The organism is Streptomyces sp. NBC_00683, assembly GCF_036226745.1.
GTDB lineage: Bacteria > Actinomycetota > Actinomycetes > Streptomycetales > Streptomycetaceae > Streptomyces.
The window spans coordinates 2,557,205-2,572,421 of sequence record NZ_CP109013.1; the positions used below are offsets into that span (position 1 = coordinate 2,557,205).

The following is a 15,217-nucleotide window of genomic DNA, read 5'->3' on the forward strand; positions in this document are numbered from 1 at the left end:
TTCCAACTCCTTCAGGTGTTACTTTCGCGCGTTGCTCTTCCGCCGGGTCGCAATGAGCTGCCCGACGAGTACCACCGCCACGGCGATCACGAACATGGCCGTACCGATGACGTTGATCTGCACAGGTGTACCGCGCTGCGCCGATCCCCAGACGAACATGGGGAAGGTCACCGTGGAGCCCGCGTTGAAATTGGTGATGATGAAATCGTCGAAGGAGAGAGCGAAGGCGAGCAGTGCGCCCGCCGCGATCCCGGGAGCGGCGATCGGGAAGGTCACCCGGACGAATGTCTGTACGGGGCCCGCGTAGAGATCGCGGGCGGCTTCCTCGAGCCTCGGGTCCATCGACATCACACGCGCCTTGACCGCCGTCACCACGAAGCTGAGGCAGAACATGATGTGCGCGATCAGCACGGTCCAGAAGCCGAGCTCGGCTCCCATGTTGAGGAAGAGCGTGAGCAGCGAGGCGGCCATGACGACCTCGGGCATCGCCATCGGCAGGAAGATCAGCGAGTTGATCGCGCCGCGCGCCCGGAAGCGGTAGCGGACCAGCGCGAAGGCGATCATCGTGCCGAGCACCGTCGCGCCGATGGTCGCCCAGAGGGCGATCCTGAGCGAGAGCCCGAGCGATCCGCACAGGTCGGCGACGCCGCAGGGGTCCTTCCAGGCGTCCAGCGAGAACTGCTGCCAGGCGTAGTTGAAGCGGCCCTTCGGCTTGTTGAAGGAGAACACCATCACGACGATGTTCGGCAGGATCATGTACGCGAGGGTCAGCAGACCCGCGATCACGATCAGGTTCCGGCGAATCCAGCGGAGTGCGGGCATCAGACCAGGTCCTCCGTCCCGGAGCGGCGGATGTAGAACGTGACCACGAGCAGGACCACCGCCATGAGGATGAAGGAGAGGGCGGCCGCCGTCGGGTAGTCCAGGACTCTCAGGAACTGGGTCTGGATGACGCTGCCGACCATCTTGGTGTCCGTGGAGCCGAGCAGCTCCGCGTTGACGTAGTCGCCGCTGGCCGGGATGAAGGTCAGCAGGGTTCCGGAGACCACCCCGGGCATGGACAGCGGGAACGTCACCTTGCGGAAGGTGGTGGCGGGAGTGGCGTACAGGTCGCCCGCCGCCTCGTGCAGCCGGCCGTCGATCCGCTCCAGCGAGGTGTAGAGCGGCAGGATCATGAACGGCAGGAAGTTGTACGTCAGACCGCAGACCACGGCCATCGGGGTGGCCAGGACCCGGTTGTTCTCCGTCCAGCCGAGCCAGCTGGTGACGTCCAGGACGTGCAGGGTGTCCATGACGTCGACGACCGCACCGCCGTCGGCGAGGATCGTCTTCCAGGCGAGCGTCCGGATCAGGAAGCTGGTGAAGAACGGCGCGATGACCAGCACGAGCACCAGGTTGCGCCAGCGGCCCGCCTTGAAGGCGATCAGGTAGGCGAGCGGGTAGCCCAGCAGCAGGCACAGGAACGTGGCGGTGCCGGCGTACAGCAGGGACCGGATGAACTGCGGGTAGTAGTCGGCGAAGGCGTCCCAGTACGTCCGGAAGTGCCAGGTGACCTGGAAGCCCTTCTCCAGGGATCCGGTCTGCACGGAGGTCGACGCCTGGTAGACCATCGGCAGCGCGAAGAAGACGATCAGCCACAGGATGCCGGGGAGCAGCAGCCAGTACGGGATGAGCCTCTTGCGGGTGGAGGGCTTGCGGATCTTCGGTTCGGTGGGTGGCGCCGGCGGCGCGTCGGTGACGCTCACGCCGCGTCCTCCACGCTCTCCACGCCCGCGTCCATGTCCTGTGCGGCGTCCAGGCCGAAGGTGTGTGCGGGGTTCCAGTGCAGGACGACCTCGGCACCCGGGACGAGGCCCGCGCGGTGGTCGACGTTCTGCTCGTACACGTGCAGTGCCTTGCCGGCCGGGCTCTCGACGACGTACTGCGTGGAGACGCCGATGAAGCTCGAGTCGGCGATCCGTCCGGTGACCCGGTTGCGGCCGTCGGCTATCGCGTCCGCCTCGTCGGCGCGCGCGAGGGAGATCTTCTCGGGGCGGATGCCGACGAGCAGCCTGCCGCCGCTCGCCGTGGGCGCGGAACATCGGCCGCCGGGCAGCCGGAGCTTCCCGCCGCCGGCCGAGACGACGATGTCCGTGCCCGCGGAGACGATCTCGGCCTCGATGAGGTTGGAGGTCCCGAGGAAGTTCGCCACGAAGGTGGTCTGCGGGTTCTCGTACAGCTCGGCGGGGCTGCCGAGCTGCTCGACCCGGCCGCCGTTCATCACCGCGACGGTGTCGGCCATGGTCATGGCCTCCTCCTGATCGTGGGTGACATGGATGAACGTGATGCCGACCTCGGTCTGGATCCGCTTGAGTTCGAGCTGCATCTGGCGGCGCAGTTTGAGGTCGAGCGCGCCCAGGGGCTCGTCGAGCAGCAGCACCTGCGGGTGGTTGATGAGTGCGCGGGCCACGGCGACGCGCTGCTGCTGGCCGCCGGAGAGCTGGTGCGGTTTGCGCCGGGCGAAGTCTCCGAGCTGGACGAGGTCCAGCATCTCCCCCACCTGCTTCTTCACGGACTTGATGCCGCGGCGGCGCAGGCCGAAGGCGACGTTCTCGGAGACGTCGAGGTGCGGGAACAGCGCGTAGCTCTGGAAGACGGTGTTGACGGGCCGTTTGTACGGGGGCAGGCCCGTGATGTCCTTGCCGCCGAGCGAGACCGTGCCGGTGGTGGCTTCCTCCAGGCCCGCGATCATCCGCAGGGTGGTGGTCTTCCCGCATCCCGATGCGCCGAGCAGGGCGAAGAAGGAGCCCTGGGGGACGGTCAGATCGAGTGGCTGTACGGCGGTGAAGGAGCCGAATGTCTTGCTGATCCCGGTGAGACGGACGTCGCCGCCCGCTGTCTGCTGCTGTGTCATGGGTCGCAGTCCCAGTGGTGTCGAGGGAGGTCGGGAGGGGGAACGGGCCGGTCAGGCGCCGATGAGCTTGGCGAACTTCTCCTCGTACGCCGTCTCTTCCTTGGAGCTGAGCGAACGGAAGGAACGCGACTTCGCGGCCATGTCCTTGTCCGGGAGGATCAGCGTGTTCGAGGCCATCGCCGGGTCGATCTTCGCCAGCTCCGCGGCGACCCCGTCGACCGGGCAGACGTAGTTGATGTACGCGGCGAGCTGGGCGGCGACCGGGGGCTCGTAGTAGTAGTCGATGAGCTTCTCGGCGTTGGTCTTGTGCCGGGCCTTGGCCGGGACCAGCAGGTTGTCGCTGGAGGTGATGTATCCGGCGGCAGGTATCGCGAACTTGATGTCGGGGTTGTCGGCCTGCAGCTGGATGATGTCGCCGGCCCAGGCGACACACGCGGCCAGGTCGCCCTTGCTGAGGTCCGCCGTGTAGTCGTTGCCGGTGAAGCGGCGTATCTGCTTCTTGTCGACGCCCTTCTGGAGCCTGCCTATCGCGGCGTCGAAGTCGGCGTCGGTGAACGCCCCGGGGTCCTTGCCCATGTCGAGCAGGGTCATGCCGACGGAGTCGCGCATCTCGGAGAGGAAGGCGACCTTGCCCTTGAGCTTCGGGTCGTCGAGCAGCTGGGTGACGGAGTCGACCTTGCGGCCGCCGGTCGCCTTCACGTTGTACGCGATGACGGTGGGGATGCCGGTCCAGGGATAGGAGTAGGCGCGTCCCGGGTCCCAGTCGGGGGTGCGGAACTGGGCCGAGAGGTTGGCGAACGCGTGCGGCAGGTTCGCCGGGTCGAGCTTCTGCGCCCAGCCGAGCCGGATGATGCGGGCGGCCAGCCAGTCGGTGACGACGACGAGGTCGCGCCCGGTGTCCTGGCCCGCGGCCAGCTGCGGCTTGATCTTCCCGAAGAACTCGACGTTGTCGTTGATGTCCTCGGTGTACTTGACCTTGATCCCGGTGCGCTTCGTGAACGCCTGCAGCGTCGGGCGGCTCTTCTCGTCCTCGCTGACGTCCATGTACTCGGTCCAGTTGGAGAAGTTGATCTGTTTCTCACCGGCCGAGTGGTCGTCCGAGGCCGCCGCCGCGTCCCCTTCCCTCTTCGCGGGCGGTATCCCGCACGCGCCGAGCGTTCCTATGCCGCCGAGCGCGAGGGCGCCGGCGCCGGAGGCGCGCAGCAGTGAACGGCGGGTGAGGGCGCCCCTGCCTGTCGTCAGGCTGCGCCTCATGGCGGCCAACTGGGCCGCGGAGAGGTGCTCGGGCTCGTACTGCTCCATACGCGTTGCCCTTCCGGGTGGGTGGGCCGCCGGGCGGCGGCCGCTGCTATCGGTCCCCGAAGACGGTGCGGTGCCAGTCCTTCCTGGCTACCGCGGAGTTGTCGTACATGACGTGTTTGACCTGCGTGTACTCATCGAAGGAGTACGACGACATGTCCTTGCCGAAGCCGCTGGCCTTGTAACCGCCGTGCGGCATCTCGCTGATGATCGGGATGTGGTCGTTGATCCACACGCAGCCCGCCCCGATCTCACGGGTGGCGCGGTTCGCCCGGTACAGGTCGCGGGTCCAGGCGGAGGCGGCGAGTCCGTACGGGGTGTCGTTGGCGAGGCGGATTCCCTCGTCGTCGGTGTCGAAGGGCAGCACGACCAGGACCGGACCGAAGATCTCCGAGTTCACGATCTCGCTGTCCTGGGCGGCGTCCTTGATCAGCGTCGGCCGGTAGTAGGCGCCTGCCGCGAGGTCGCCCCCGGGGGCCTCGCCGCCGGTGACGACGGTGGCGTACGCCCGGGCGCGCTCCACGAAGGCGGCGACGCGGTCGCGCTGTGCGTGGCTGATCAGCGGGCCCAGGTCGGTCGACGGGTCGAAGGGGTCTCCGAGCCGGACGCTCTCCATCAGTTCGGCGACTCCGGCCACGAAGGCGTCGTACAGCGGGCGCTGGACGTAGGCACGGGTGGCGGCGGTGCAGTCCTGGCCGGTGTTGATGAGGGATCCGGCGACCGCTCCGTTGACCGCGGCGTCGAGGTCGGCGTCGTCGAACACCAGGAACGGCGCCTTGCCGCCGAGCTCCAGGTGGAGGCGCGTGACGGTGGAGGCGGCGATCTCGGCGACCCGCTTGCCCACGGCCGTGGAGCCGGTGAACGAGGTCATGACGACGTCGGGGTGGCCGACGAGGTGCTCACCCGCGACCTTTCCGGCGCCGCAGACGATGTTGATCACGCCGTCCGGGATGCCTGCCTCGGTGGCCGCCTGGGCGAACATCAACGAGGTCAGCGGGGTGATCTCGGCGGGCTTCAGCACGATGGTGTTGCCCGCGGCGACGGCCGGGAGGATCTTCCAGGCCGCCATCTGGAGCGGGTAGTTCCAGGGAGCGATGGAGCCGACGACCCCGATCGCCTCGCGGCGTACGTAGGAGGTGTGGTCGCCGCTGTACTCGCCGGCCGACTTCCCTTCGAGGTTGCGGGCGGCGCCGGCGAAGAACGAGGTGTTGTCGACGGTTCCGGGCACGTCGAACTCGGTGGAGAGCTTGACGGGCTTGCCGCACTGCAGTGACTCGGCGTACGCGAAGTCGGCTGCCTGCGCGTCGAGTACGGCGGCGAAGCGGTGCAGCAGTCCGGACCGCTCCCCCGGAGTGGCGCCGGACCACGCGGGGAAGGCCTCGCGGGCGGCGGCGACGGCCGCGTCGACATCGTCCGTACCGGCCAGCTCGTAGCGGTAGACCGTCCTGCCCGTCGCGGGGTCCACCACCTCCTGGTGGTGACCCGATGTGCCGGGCAGCAGTCTCCCGCCGATGTACTGCGCACCCTCCGCGAACCGGTCCTGCACCTGGAAGCCGTTACCCATGACGCTCTCCTCCGCTGTCCCCGTGATCCGGGGGCGGCGTAGCTTCTTCCCGAATTGAGTGCCGATCCTGACAGAGCAGACCTCGGCCAACAAGGGATTCCGTTGTTTCCTTTTGGTTACGCGACGGAATCTGTCGACCATGTGTCGTGCGGGTACGGAAATCCCCATACGGACTGTCAGTGGCGGATGCCAGACTCGGCTGCCATGGGACAGGAACACATGGACGACCTCCTGGCGCGCGCGGCACGCGGGGAGCGCATGAAGTACCTGCCGTTCTGGGGACACCGACCGCGCGCGGACGGCCGTCTCGGCGAGAGCTGCCTCAGCCAGTGGTGGCCGGCGCCGTTCACGGTGGATTCGGTGACCTACGCCTCGGCGGAGCACTGGATGATGGCCGGCAAGGCACGGCTCTTCGGTGACGCGGAGGCGGAGCGCGAGGCCGTGGCGGCGAGCAGCCCGGCGGCGGCGAAGAAGGTGGGCCGGCTGGTCCGGGGATTCGACGACGCCGTATGGGTGCGGGAGCGGTTCGCACTGGTGGTGGCGGGCAGCGTCCACAAGTTCGGCCAGGACCCGGCACTGCGCGCGTTCCTGCTGGGAACCGGGGAGCGCGTGCTGGTCGAGGCGAGCCCGATGGACCGGATCTGGGGCATCGGGCTGGCCAAGGACGATGCGCGGACCGCGGACCCGGCTGCGTGGCGGGGGCTGAATCTGCTGGGCTTCGCGCTCATGGAGGCGCGTGCGCAGCTGCGCACGATATGAAACAGCCCGTGGCGGGGCCGGGGATCTTCCCGGCCCCGCCACGGGCGGTTCCTGCGGTCAGCGCGTGGCGCCGACGACCAGTGAGGTCGCGTACGGGTCGTCGTAGTCGTAGTCGCTGCCGGACTCTTCATTGGCGATGGCCCAGATCAGGAATCCGAGGAACACCGCGCTGATCAGGATGGAGATCGAGCCCAGGATGATCCCGGCGAGCGCCATGCCCCCGTTGGTCGCCTCGCCCCGCTTGGCGCGGCCCCGGCCGATGATGCCGAAGATCAGCGCGAGGATCCCGAGGATGATGCCGAGTCCCCACATGCAGAAGCCGACCACCGCGATGATGCCGAGCACCATCGCCGCGATACCGAGCCCGTTCGCGGGTGCCGGGCCCCAGGCCGGCTGACCGCCGTAGCCGGGGTATCCCGGGTAGCCGCCGTACGGAGCGGCGGGCGCCGCGGGCGCGGCCGGGTAGCCGTACTGTCCCGCGGGCGGCGGGGTGGGCTGCCCCGGTCCGTTCGGTGCGATCGGCGGCGGCGGTACGTCGGCCGTCGGCGGCCCGAAGCCTCCGCCTGCCCCGGGTATCTGCCCGCTTCCCGAATCGACGCCCGGCATGGACGTGACGGTCTGCTGGTCGTGCACGCCCGGCGGACGGGCGTCGGCCGCCGGCTTGCTCAGCTCCACCCTGCTCTCCGGCGGTGCCCACGGATCGCGCGGCCCGCCCCCGGGCTGCTGTGTGTTGTCTGACATGGGCCTCCCCCATCGTGGTCCCGCCATGCTACGGCCCGCCCTACGGCGGCCGGGCCCCGCCTACGATGATCGATGCAGCCGGTGTGCCCGGCCGATATCCGAGATCCGGGAGAATCCGATGAACGATCTGCACCCCTTCATCGCGGGGCTGCCCAAGGCCGAGCTCCACGTGCACCACGTCGGTTCCGCCTCGCCCCGCATCGTGGCCGAGCTGGCTGCCCACCACCCCGACTCCAAGGTCCCCACGGACCCGGAGGCGCTGTCGGACTTCTTCACCTTCACCGACTTCGGCCACTTCATTGACGTCTACCTCTCCGTGGTGGACCTCATCCGTACCCCCGAGGACGTCAGGCTGCTGACGTTCGAGGTCGCCCGGGACATGGCGCGGCAGAACATCCGGTACGCGGAACTGACCGTCACCCCGTTCAGCTCGACCCGCCGGGGCATCCCGGAGCAGGGCTTCATGGAGGCGATCGAGGACGCACGGAAGTCCGCCGAGGCAGAGCTCGGGGTCGTCCTTCGCTGGTGCTTCGACATCCCGGGCGAGGCCGGCCTCGAGGCAGCCGCGGAGACCGCCCGGCTCGCCGTGGACCTGCGGCCCGAGGGGCTCGTCTCCTTCGGTCTCGGCGGGCCCGAGGTCGGGGTGGACCGCCCTCAGTTCAAGCCCTACTTCGACCGGGCGATCGCCGCGGGTCTGCACTCCGTCCCGCACGCCGGGGAGACCACGGGTCCGCAGACCGTCTGGGACGCTCTCACCGCACTGCGTGCCGAGCGCATCGGCCACGGCACCAGCTCCGTCCAGGACCCGAAGCTGCTGGAGCACCTCGCCGAGCACCGCATCGCTCTGGAGGTCTGCCCGACGTCGAACATCGCGACCCGCGCCGTCGCCGACATCGAACAGCACCCGGTGAAGGAGATGGTCCAGGCGGGCGTCCTCGTCACGATCAACAGTGACGACCCGCCGATGTTCGGTACCGACCTCAACAACGAGTACGCGGTGGCGGCACGGCTTCTGGGCCTGGACGAACGCGGTGTGGCCGACCTGGCCAAGAACGCGGTGGAGGCCTCGTACCTCGACCCGGCGGGCAAGCGGACACTGGCCGCCGAGATCGACACGTACACGGCGAACTGGCTGGAGGCGCCCGGCCGGTGACCTCCGCGGTCACAATGGACGCATGGCCACCACCGTCACCGCCGTGGGACATCGCGGCGATCCGTACCGTGCCCGCGAGAACACGCTCCCGTCGATCCGCTCCGCCCTCGAACGGGGGGCCGACGCGGTGGAGATCGATGTCCGCGTCACCCGTGACGGGGTGCCCGTCCTCCTCCACGACGCCACACTGGAGCGCCTGTGGCGTCACGACATCCACCTGGACCGGATCGAACACCGGGAGCTGGTGGAGGTGACCGGCGGCGGGGTCCCCACCCTGCGTGAGGCACTGTCCGCCGCCGGGGCCCACCGGGTCATGGTGGACCTGCCCGGTTCCACGGACGCCTCGGTACGGGCAATCGTCGGTGTGGTCCGCGAGTGCGGGGCCGGCGAGCGCGTGTACTACTGCGCGGGCCCGGCGGCCATGCTGCGGGTACGTGCCGCCGACCCGTCCGCCGAGATCGCGCTGACCTGGACGTCGCTCGCTCCGCCCCGTCCCGTACTGCTCGACACCGTGAAGCCGCACTGGCTGAACTACCGCTTCGGGCTGCTGAGCGGCGAACTGACGGACCGTATCCACCGCGACGGGCTGCTGGTCTCCGCCTGGACGGCCGACACCAGGCGCACGATGCGCCGGCTGATCAGGTACGGCGTCGACTCGGTCACCACCAACCGGATCGACGTCCTGCGCGCACTGGTGGCCAACTCCCGTTCCTCGGAAGCTTCTTGATCGGTCCGGCATCATGGGTGCCGCGTCATTCGTGATGTCCCCCACCGGCGCCCGAGGAGCAGAAGTGACCGACCCCCGCACGGCATCCGCCCGTGTCCGTTCCGACATCGCCCACAACTCCCGGGTGTGGAACTACTGGCTGGGCGGCCAGGACAACTACCCCGTGGACCGTGTGGTCGGCAACAGGGTGACCGCCATGTATCCGAGCATCGGCGAAGTGGCCCGCGCCGACCGCGCGTTCCTCGGCCGGGTGGTCCACCATCTGGCCGGGGACGTCGGCATCGGCCAGTTCCTGGACATAGGCACCGGCCTGCCGACGGTGAACAACACCCATGAGGTGGCCCAGCACACGGCGCCCGACGCCCGCATCGTCTACGTCGACAACGACCCGACCGTGCTCGTCCACGCACGCTCCCTGCTCACCAGCTCCCCCGAAGGGGCCACCGAGTACCTCGACGCGGACGCCCGTGACACGGAGCGCATCCTGCGCGCCGCGGAGCGGACCCTGGACCTTCGGCGCCCGGTCGCGGTGATGATGCTCGGCATCCTCAACTTCGTCCTGGACACGGACGAGGCGCGGTCCGTCGTGACCGGGCTGATGGACGCGCTGCCGTCCGGCAGCCACCTGGTGCTCACCCACCCCACGCTGGAGCTGGGCGGCGAGGGCAACGAGGCCGCGATGAGTTTCTGGAACAAGAACGCCACCCCGCCGATCACGGCCCGCAGCCGCTTCGAGTTCGCCGCGTTCCTGGACGGCCTGGACATCCTGGACCCGGGCATCGTGTCGTGCTCCCGCTGGCGCGCCGACGCCCGCACCGGGGGCCCCGAGGTCGCCCAGTTCGGGGCTGTGGGCCGGAAGCCCTGATGCGGATACCGGGCAGCCGGTGGCTTCCGCGCCGGGCGTGGGCCGTCGACGTCGCCGTCGCCCTTCTGGTGCAGGCCGCCGTCACCATGCCGTTCGTGGTGCCCCGCTCGGCCGAACTGCCGGCGGCCACCTGGCCCTCGTACGGCCTGACGACTCTGACCGTTCTGCCGTTGGTGGCCCGTCGGCGCGCCCCGGTCACCGTGCTGCTCCTGGTGCTCGCGGCCGGCGCCCTGTACAAGTTCTCCGTCGACGGACCCGGACAGCCCCTGCCGTACACCGGACTGGTGGCCTTCTACACCGTGGCCGAGCTGTCCTCGCCGCGGCGGCGGGCGGCGGTGGCGGCGCTGGTCCTGGCGGCGGTGTTCCCGTCGGTGGCGAAGAACACCGGAGAGGCCAGGGAGCTGCTGTTCTCGCTGTTCGTGTTCGCGGCGGCGTACGCCTTCGGGCGGTTCACCCACACCCGCAAGGCGTACATCCGGGCGATGGAGGACCGGGCGCGGCAACGGGAGGAGACCCACCGGATCGAGGCGGAGCAGGCCGCCGCGCGGGAACGGGCCCGGATCGCCCGGGAGATGCACGACATCCTCTCCCACGCCGTGAGCCTGATGATCGTGCAGGCGGAGGCCGGCCCGGTCGCGGTGCGTACTGCGCCGGAGCGGGCGGAGGCCGCGTTCGACGCCATCTCTGAGACCGGCCGGGACGCGATGATGCAGCTGCGACGGATGCTCGGTGTACTGCGGGAGGAGGGCCCCGGACAGCCGCCCCCACCGCGTTCTCCGCAGCCCGTACTGGCTGAGCTGCCGGGTCTGCTGGAGCGGGTGCGGTCCGGGGGCCCGGCGGTGACGTACACGACGACGGGTCAGCCTCGGCCTCTTCCCGCGGACACGGAGGCCACTGTCTACCGGATCGTGCAGGAGGCCCTGACGAACGTCGTCAAGCACGCCGGGGCGCACCGCGCCCGGGTCGAACTCGGCTACGCCACGACCGGGCTGACCATCACGGTCACGGACGACGGGCGGGGCCCGGGGACCACGACCGGGCTCGGGCTGGCCGGCATCCGTGAGCGGGCGGCCGCGCACGGCGGCACGGCCCTGGCCGGGGCGGGCCCCGGGGGCGAGGGGTTCCAGGTCCTCGTCACCCTGCCCCTTGTAACCTCCGGCGAGGGGGTGGGGAGTTGACGATCCGTGTGGTGGTGGCCGACGACCAGGAGCTGGTGCGCAGCGGCTTCGCGATGATCCTGGACGCGCAACCCGACATCGAGGTCCTCGCCGAGGCGGGGGACGGCGCGCAGGCGTTGGACGCGGTGCGCAGGCTGCGGCCGGACGTGGCGCTGCTGGACATCCGCATGCCCGTCATGGACGGTATCGAGTCCTGCCGGGCCATCAGTGCGCAGACCGCCTGCCGCACGGTCATGCTGACGACGTTCGACTCGGACGAGTACGTCTACGAGGCGCTGCACGCGGGCGCGAGCGGCTTTCTGCTCAAGGACGTCCGGCGCGACGACCTGGTGCACGCGGTACGCGTGGTGGCGGCGGGGGACTCGTTGCTCGCCCCGTCCGTGGCCCGCCGGCTGATCGCCGAGTACACCTCGCGCCCGGCGGTCCGGTCCGCGCCGGAGCCGGAACGGCTGGCGGCGCTCACCGCCCGCGAGCGGGAGACGCTGCTGCATCTGGCGCGCGGCCTGTCCAACGCGGAGATCGCCGCCGCGCTCGTGGTCAGCGAGCACACGGTCAAGACCCACGTGGGCAACGTGCTGTCCAAACTGGGGCTGCGGGACCGCATCCAGGCGGTCATCTGCGCGTACGAGACAGGGCTCGTCGCTCCCTCGCCGGAGGGAGGGGCCGCTCCGCTCTCCCCCGCCCAGGGGAGGAGACCTCCCCCACAGGACCCCTCGGTCGGGTGATCCGCCGAGCGCCGGGGACGAACAGGATGGATCCGTCGAGCAGTTACGGATTCCACTCCCCCGGAGGCACCGATGAACACCCGCACGCGCACGCTTCTCGCCGGAGCCCTCGTCCTGGCCGTCGTCGCGGGCCCGGCCGCGCCCGCCCTGGCGAACGGCCCTGCCCCTGCCGCACCGGCCGGCGCGAGCTCCCATGAGATCCCCGAGGCGGCTGCACTGCGCGCGGCGATCTCCGGCCTCCCCTCCGAGGACGCCACCGCAGCACTCGTACGGGTGGGCGGCAGCGACGGCACCTGGCGCGGCAGCTCGGGCGTGCACGATCTGGACTCGAACCGTCCGGCCGATCCGCGGGCACGGTTCCGGGCCGGATCGGTGACCAAGGTCTTCACCGCGGCCACGGCCCTGCAACTGGCGGGCGAGGGGAAGCTGGACCTCGACCGGACGGCCAGGCACTACCTCCCGGACCTGATCCCCGCCGCGTACGGGCAGGTCACCGTCCGGCAGCTGCTCAACCACACCAGTGGGATACCGGCCGCGGGCATGCCCGGAGGGACCATCGAGGAGTGGTACGCGCACCGCTTCGACCTGTACACACCGCGCGGCATGGTCGCCTCGGCCACGGCCAAGGAGCCGGAGTTCGCCCCCGGTGGGAGCCAGCACTACCTCAACATCAACTACACGGTCCTGGGACTGCTGATCGAGCAGGTGACCGGCGACTCCTACGCCCACCAGGTGAGTGAGCGCGTCCTGCGCCCGCTGGGTCTGCGCTCCACGTCGTTCCCCGGCACCGACCCGCACATCCGTGGCCCGCACAATCACGGCTACCAGGTGTTCGCCACGCCCGGCGGTGGGACGGAGCTGCGGGACGTGTCGGTGTGGGGCACCACCGACGGCTGGGCGGCGGGGGACATCATCTCGACCACCGCCGACCTGGAGCGCTTCACCACCGCGCTGTTCCGGGGGCAGGTGGTGCGCGGTCCGCTGCTGGAGGAGATGTTCACGCTGCCCGACTCCTCGGTGCGGACGTACGGAACCGGCAAGCCCGCCCAGTTCGGCGCGGGCCTGAGTGTGATGACGCTGGGCGGGCGTGAGGTGTGGGGGAAGACGGGTGGCCGCTACGGGTACAACTCGCTGGTGGCGGCCACCCGTGATCTGTCCCGCACGCTGGTGTACAGCGTCAACTCGACGAACGCGAAGGGCCAGGACATGAATGCCACGGCGATGGACATAGTCGTGGCGGCCTTCGGCGCCCCGTCCGCCGGTTGAGCCACCGGCGGCCGGCCGGGTCAGGCCGGCACCGGGACCGGCACCTCCTGGGCTGCTTCCAGTCGCTTGATCATGCGGCGGACGACGAGCAGCGGGAGGATGCCGAACACCCCGAAGGACATGTCGATGACGGTCCACCAGAAGGGGATGTCCCGGATGGGTCCGCAGATCAGGGCCAGCGGGATGATCCCGGCACAGGCGATCATGCCGAACTCGATGACCCAGATGTTGCGGACCGGATCGCGGTAGGGGCCGTAGAAGGCGACCGCGATGACCAGGTGGGCGAAGGCCAGCCAGTCGGTGCCGTAGAGCACGAAGGGGTACTTCGCGTCGGCCTCGTCGAGGCCGGTGCGGACCCTGGTGATCCATTCCATCAGGGCCGGGAAGTGCTCGGGGACAGGGGAGGCGGAGGACCTCAGCAGGTCCTCCGCCCAGTGGAGTTCGTGCACCAGCGGGAAGGCGGTCAGACCGCTCAGCACCAGGCAGACGATGAAGAGGACCAACCACACGCGTATGCGCCGCAAGAGGGCTCGCTCGCTCATGCCCGCAGCGTACGCCCATCATGAACACGTTCAAAAGTGGGGGTGGCGCTCGTTGGCCCGAGTCACCGGTGAACCTTCCGGCGCACTTCAGGTGGCACCTCGCCGTGGCTCGCCGCCGGCTCAGAGGCCGACGATGGAGTTCCACTTCTTCGCGAAGCCGGTGCGCTCCTCGGAGGTGATGTCGCGGGCGATGGCGAGCCGTTCGCGCATCGCGTCGTCGGGGAAGATCAGCGGATCCTCGGCGAGCGCGGCGGTCTCCTCGTCCTTCGAGGAGGCCAGGATCTCGCGGGCGGCGGGTACCGGGCAGACGTAGTTGACCCAGGTGGCCAGTTCGGCGGCGACCTCCGGCTCGTAGTAGTGGTCGACGAGCCTCTCCGCATTGCGCTTGTGGGCGGCCAGGTTGGGGATCATGAGCGACTCCGCCCAGAGCTCGGCGCCCTCCTCCGGCACCACGAACTCGATGCCGGGGTCGTCTGCCTGGAGCTGGATGACGTCCCCGGAGTACGCCTGACAGGCGAGCACATCACCGTTGGCCAGGTCCTTGATGTAGTCGTTGCCGGTGAAGCGGCGGATGTGCCGGGATCGCACACGCTTCTCCACCTGCTCGCACATCCGGTGGAAGTCGTCGGCGGTCCACTTCGTGATGTCGGCCCCGTCGCCCTGCATGAGCAGGGCGAACGCCTCGTCGAGCCCGGAGAGCAGTGTCACCCTGCCGCGCAGGTCGTCCGCCCAGAGCTCGCTCGTGTGCCGGATCTCCCGGCCGAGCTTCGCGCGGTTGTACGCGATGCCGGTGATCCCGGACTGCCAGGGCACGCTGTGCAGCCGCCCCTTGTCGAACGCGGGCGAACGCAGCTGCGGGTCCAGGTACTTGGCCACGTTGGGCTGCTTCGACCGGTCCATCTCCTGCACCCAGCCCAGCCGCACGAACCGCGCGGCCATCCAGTCGCTGACGACGACGAGGTCCCGGCCCGTCGACTGGTGGTTCATCAGCGCCGGGCTGATCTTCCCGAAGAACTCGTCGTTGTCGTTGATCTCCTCGGTGTACGTGACGGAGATCCCGGTCCGCCGGGAGAACGCGTCGAGCGTGGGCCGCTTCGACTCGTCCTCGTCGTCGGTGTCGATGTAGAGGGGCCAGTTGGCGAAGTGGAGCGAGTGGTCGCTGTCCGAGCTGTCGCGTCCGGAGCGGTCACCTGGCTCCACATAGGCGGCGGGCACGCCGCAGCCGGCCAGAGCGGTGCCGGCCGCTCCCGCGCCGAGGGCGCGCAGCAGGGAGCGACGGGACATGGGGTGTTCCGGAATCGAGCGCACCCGCGCAGGATGCCCGTCCCCCGTGACGGCGGGCAATGGACCAACCGTCCAGCGGAAGCGGCCCCTTCCGCACACCATGTCCATGCCGTGCGACGCGGTGCGTGCCGTGCGCCCCGCGGGGGGCTCCCGGGACGCCGAACGGCCCCGGACCGGAGCCCGGGGCCGTTCGCGCACGGTGTCGGTCGTTCGCCGACCGG

15 protein-coding genes are annotated in these 15,217 nt (G+C 69.8%); 7 read left to right on the forward strand and 8 right to left on the reverse strand.

The features are described from left to right. Positions 1–18: 18 nt before the first annotated feature. From OG257_RS11085 to OG257_RS11105, 5 genes are read right to left on the reverse strand one after another with little or no spacing between them, the layout of a single operon-like run. On the reverse strand, positions 19–822 hold the full coding sequence (locus OG257_RS11085; RefSeq protein WP_329206890.1) for an ABC transporter permease: 804 nt from the start codon (positions 820–822) through the stop codon (positions 19–21). Beyond that, on the reverse strand, positions 822–1,745 hold the full coding sequence (locus OG257_RS11090) for an ABC transporter permease (protein ID WP_329206892.1): 924 nt from the start codon (positions 1,743–1,745) through the stop codon (positions 822–824). The genes OG257_RS11085 and OG257_RS11090 overlap by 1 nt, the downstream gene beginning before the upstream one ends. After that, the gene (locus OG257_RS11095) at positions 1,742–2,893 is read right to left on the reverse strand and encodes an ABC transporter ATP-binding protein (RefSeq protein WP_329206894.1); all 1,152 of its coding nucleotides are present in this window, start codon (positions 2,891–2,893) and stop codon (positions 1,742–1,744) included. Before OG257_RS11095 ends, OG257_RS11090 begins: the two co-directional genes overlap by 4 nt. 51 nt (positions 2,894–2,944) lie before the next feature. Beyond that, a complete protein-coding gene (locus tag OG257_RS11100) occupies positions 2,945–4,195 on the reverse strand; it encodes a polyamine ABC transporter substrate-binding protein (protein ID WP_329206895.1) in 1,251 nt (416 codons plus the stop codon). Between the two features lie 46 nt (positions 4,196–4,241). Next, on the reverse strand, positions 4,242–5,756 hold the full coding sequence (locus tag OG257_RS11105; RefSeq protein ID WP_329206897.1) for a gamma-aminobutyraldehyde dehydrogenase: 1,515 nt from the start codon (positions 5,754–5,756) through the stop codon (positions 4,242–4,244). 219 nt (positions 5,757–5,975) lie between these two features. On the opposite strand from OG257_RS11105, the gene OG257_RS11110 reads away from it, so the two are divergent. After that, entirely contained in the window at positions 5,976–6,515 is a 540-nt protein-coding gene (locus OG257_RS11110) for an NADAR family protein (protein ID WP_383810165.1), read from the forward strand. Between the two features lie 57 nt (positions 6,516–6,572). Here OG257_RS11110 and OG257_RS11115 read toward each other — a convergent pair whose 3' ends face one another. After that, entirely contained in the window at positions 6,573–7,256 is a 684-nt protein-coding gene (locus tag OG257_RS11115) for a DUF4190 domain-containing protein (protein ID WP_329206900.1), read from the reverse strand. Positions 7,257–7,374: 118 nt separating this feature from the next. Here OG257_RS11115 and OG257_RS11120 point away from each other — a divergent pair, with 118 nt between their 5' ends. The 6 genes from OG257_RS11120 to OG257_RS11145 all read left to right on the forward strand — a co-directional run bounded on the left by OG257_RS11120 (position 7,375) and on the right by OG257_RS11145 (position 13,170). Beyond that, on the forward strand, positions 7,375–8,409 hold the full coding sequence (locus OG257_RS11120) for an adenosine deaminase (protein WP_329206901.1): 1,035 nt from the start codon (positions 7,375–7,377) through the stop codon (positions 8,407–8,409). Between the two features lie 22 nt (positions 8,410–8,431). Next, the gene (locus tag OG257_RS11125) at positions 8,432–9,136 is read left to right on the forward strand and encodes a glycerophosphodiester phosphodiesterase (RefSeq protein WP_329206903.1); all 705 of its coding nucleotides are present in this window, start codon (positions 8,432–8,434) and stop codon (positions 9,134–9,136) included. Positions 9,137–9,170: 34 nt separating this feature from the next. Continuing rightward, positions 9,171–10,001, forward strand: coding sequence for an SAM-dependent methyltransferase (locus OG257_RS11130; RefSeq protein WP_329215025.1), 831 nt, complete (start codon positions 9,171–9,173; stop codon positions 9,999–10,001). Further along, positions 10,001–11,179, forward strand: a complete 1,179-nt coding sequence (locus OG257_RS11135; RefSeq protein WP_329206904.1) for a sensor histidine kinase — start codon at positions 10,001–10,003, stop codon at positions 11,177–11,179. Before OG257_RS11130 ends, OG257_RS11135 begins: the two co-directional genes overlap by 1 nt. After that, positions 11,176–11,904, forward strand: coding sequence for a response regulator transcription factor (locus tag OG257_RS11140; RefSeq protein WP_329206906.1), 729 nt, complete (start codon positions 11,176–11,178; stop codon positions 11,902–11,904). The genes OG257_RS11135 and OG257_RS11140 overlap by 4 nt, the downstream gene beginning before the upstream one ends. 72 nt (positions 11,905–11,976) lie before the next feature. Beyond that, on the forward strand, positions 11,977–13,170 hold the full coding sequence (locus tag OG257_RS11145; RefSeq protein WP_329206908.1) for a serine hydrolase domain-containing protein: 1,194 nt from the start codon (positions 11,977–11,979) through the stop codon (positions 13,168–13,170). 20 nt (positions 13,171–13,190) lie between these two features. Here the strand turns inward: OG257_RS11145 and OG257_RS11150 are convergent, their stop codons facing one another. Together OG257_RS11150 and OG257_RS11155 are read right to left on the reverse strand one after the other, a co-directional pair. Further along, positions 13,191–13,712 carry a hypothetical protein gene (locus tag OG257_RS11150; protein WP_329206910.1) on the reverse strand — a complete coding sequence of 174 codons (522 nt, stop codon included), beginning with the start codon at positions 13,710–13,712 and terminating at the stop codon, positions 13,191–13,193. Positions 13,713–13,832: 120 nt separating this feature from the next. Continuing rightward, complete coding sequence (locus OG257_RS11155; protein WP_329206912.1) at positions 13,833–14,996, reverse strand: polyamine ABC transporter substrate-binding protein; 1,164 nt, start codon at positions 14,994–14,996, stop codon at positions 13,833–13,835. Between the last annotated feature and the right edge of the window lie 221 nt (positions 14,997–15,217).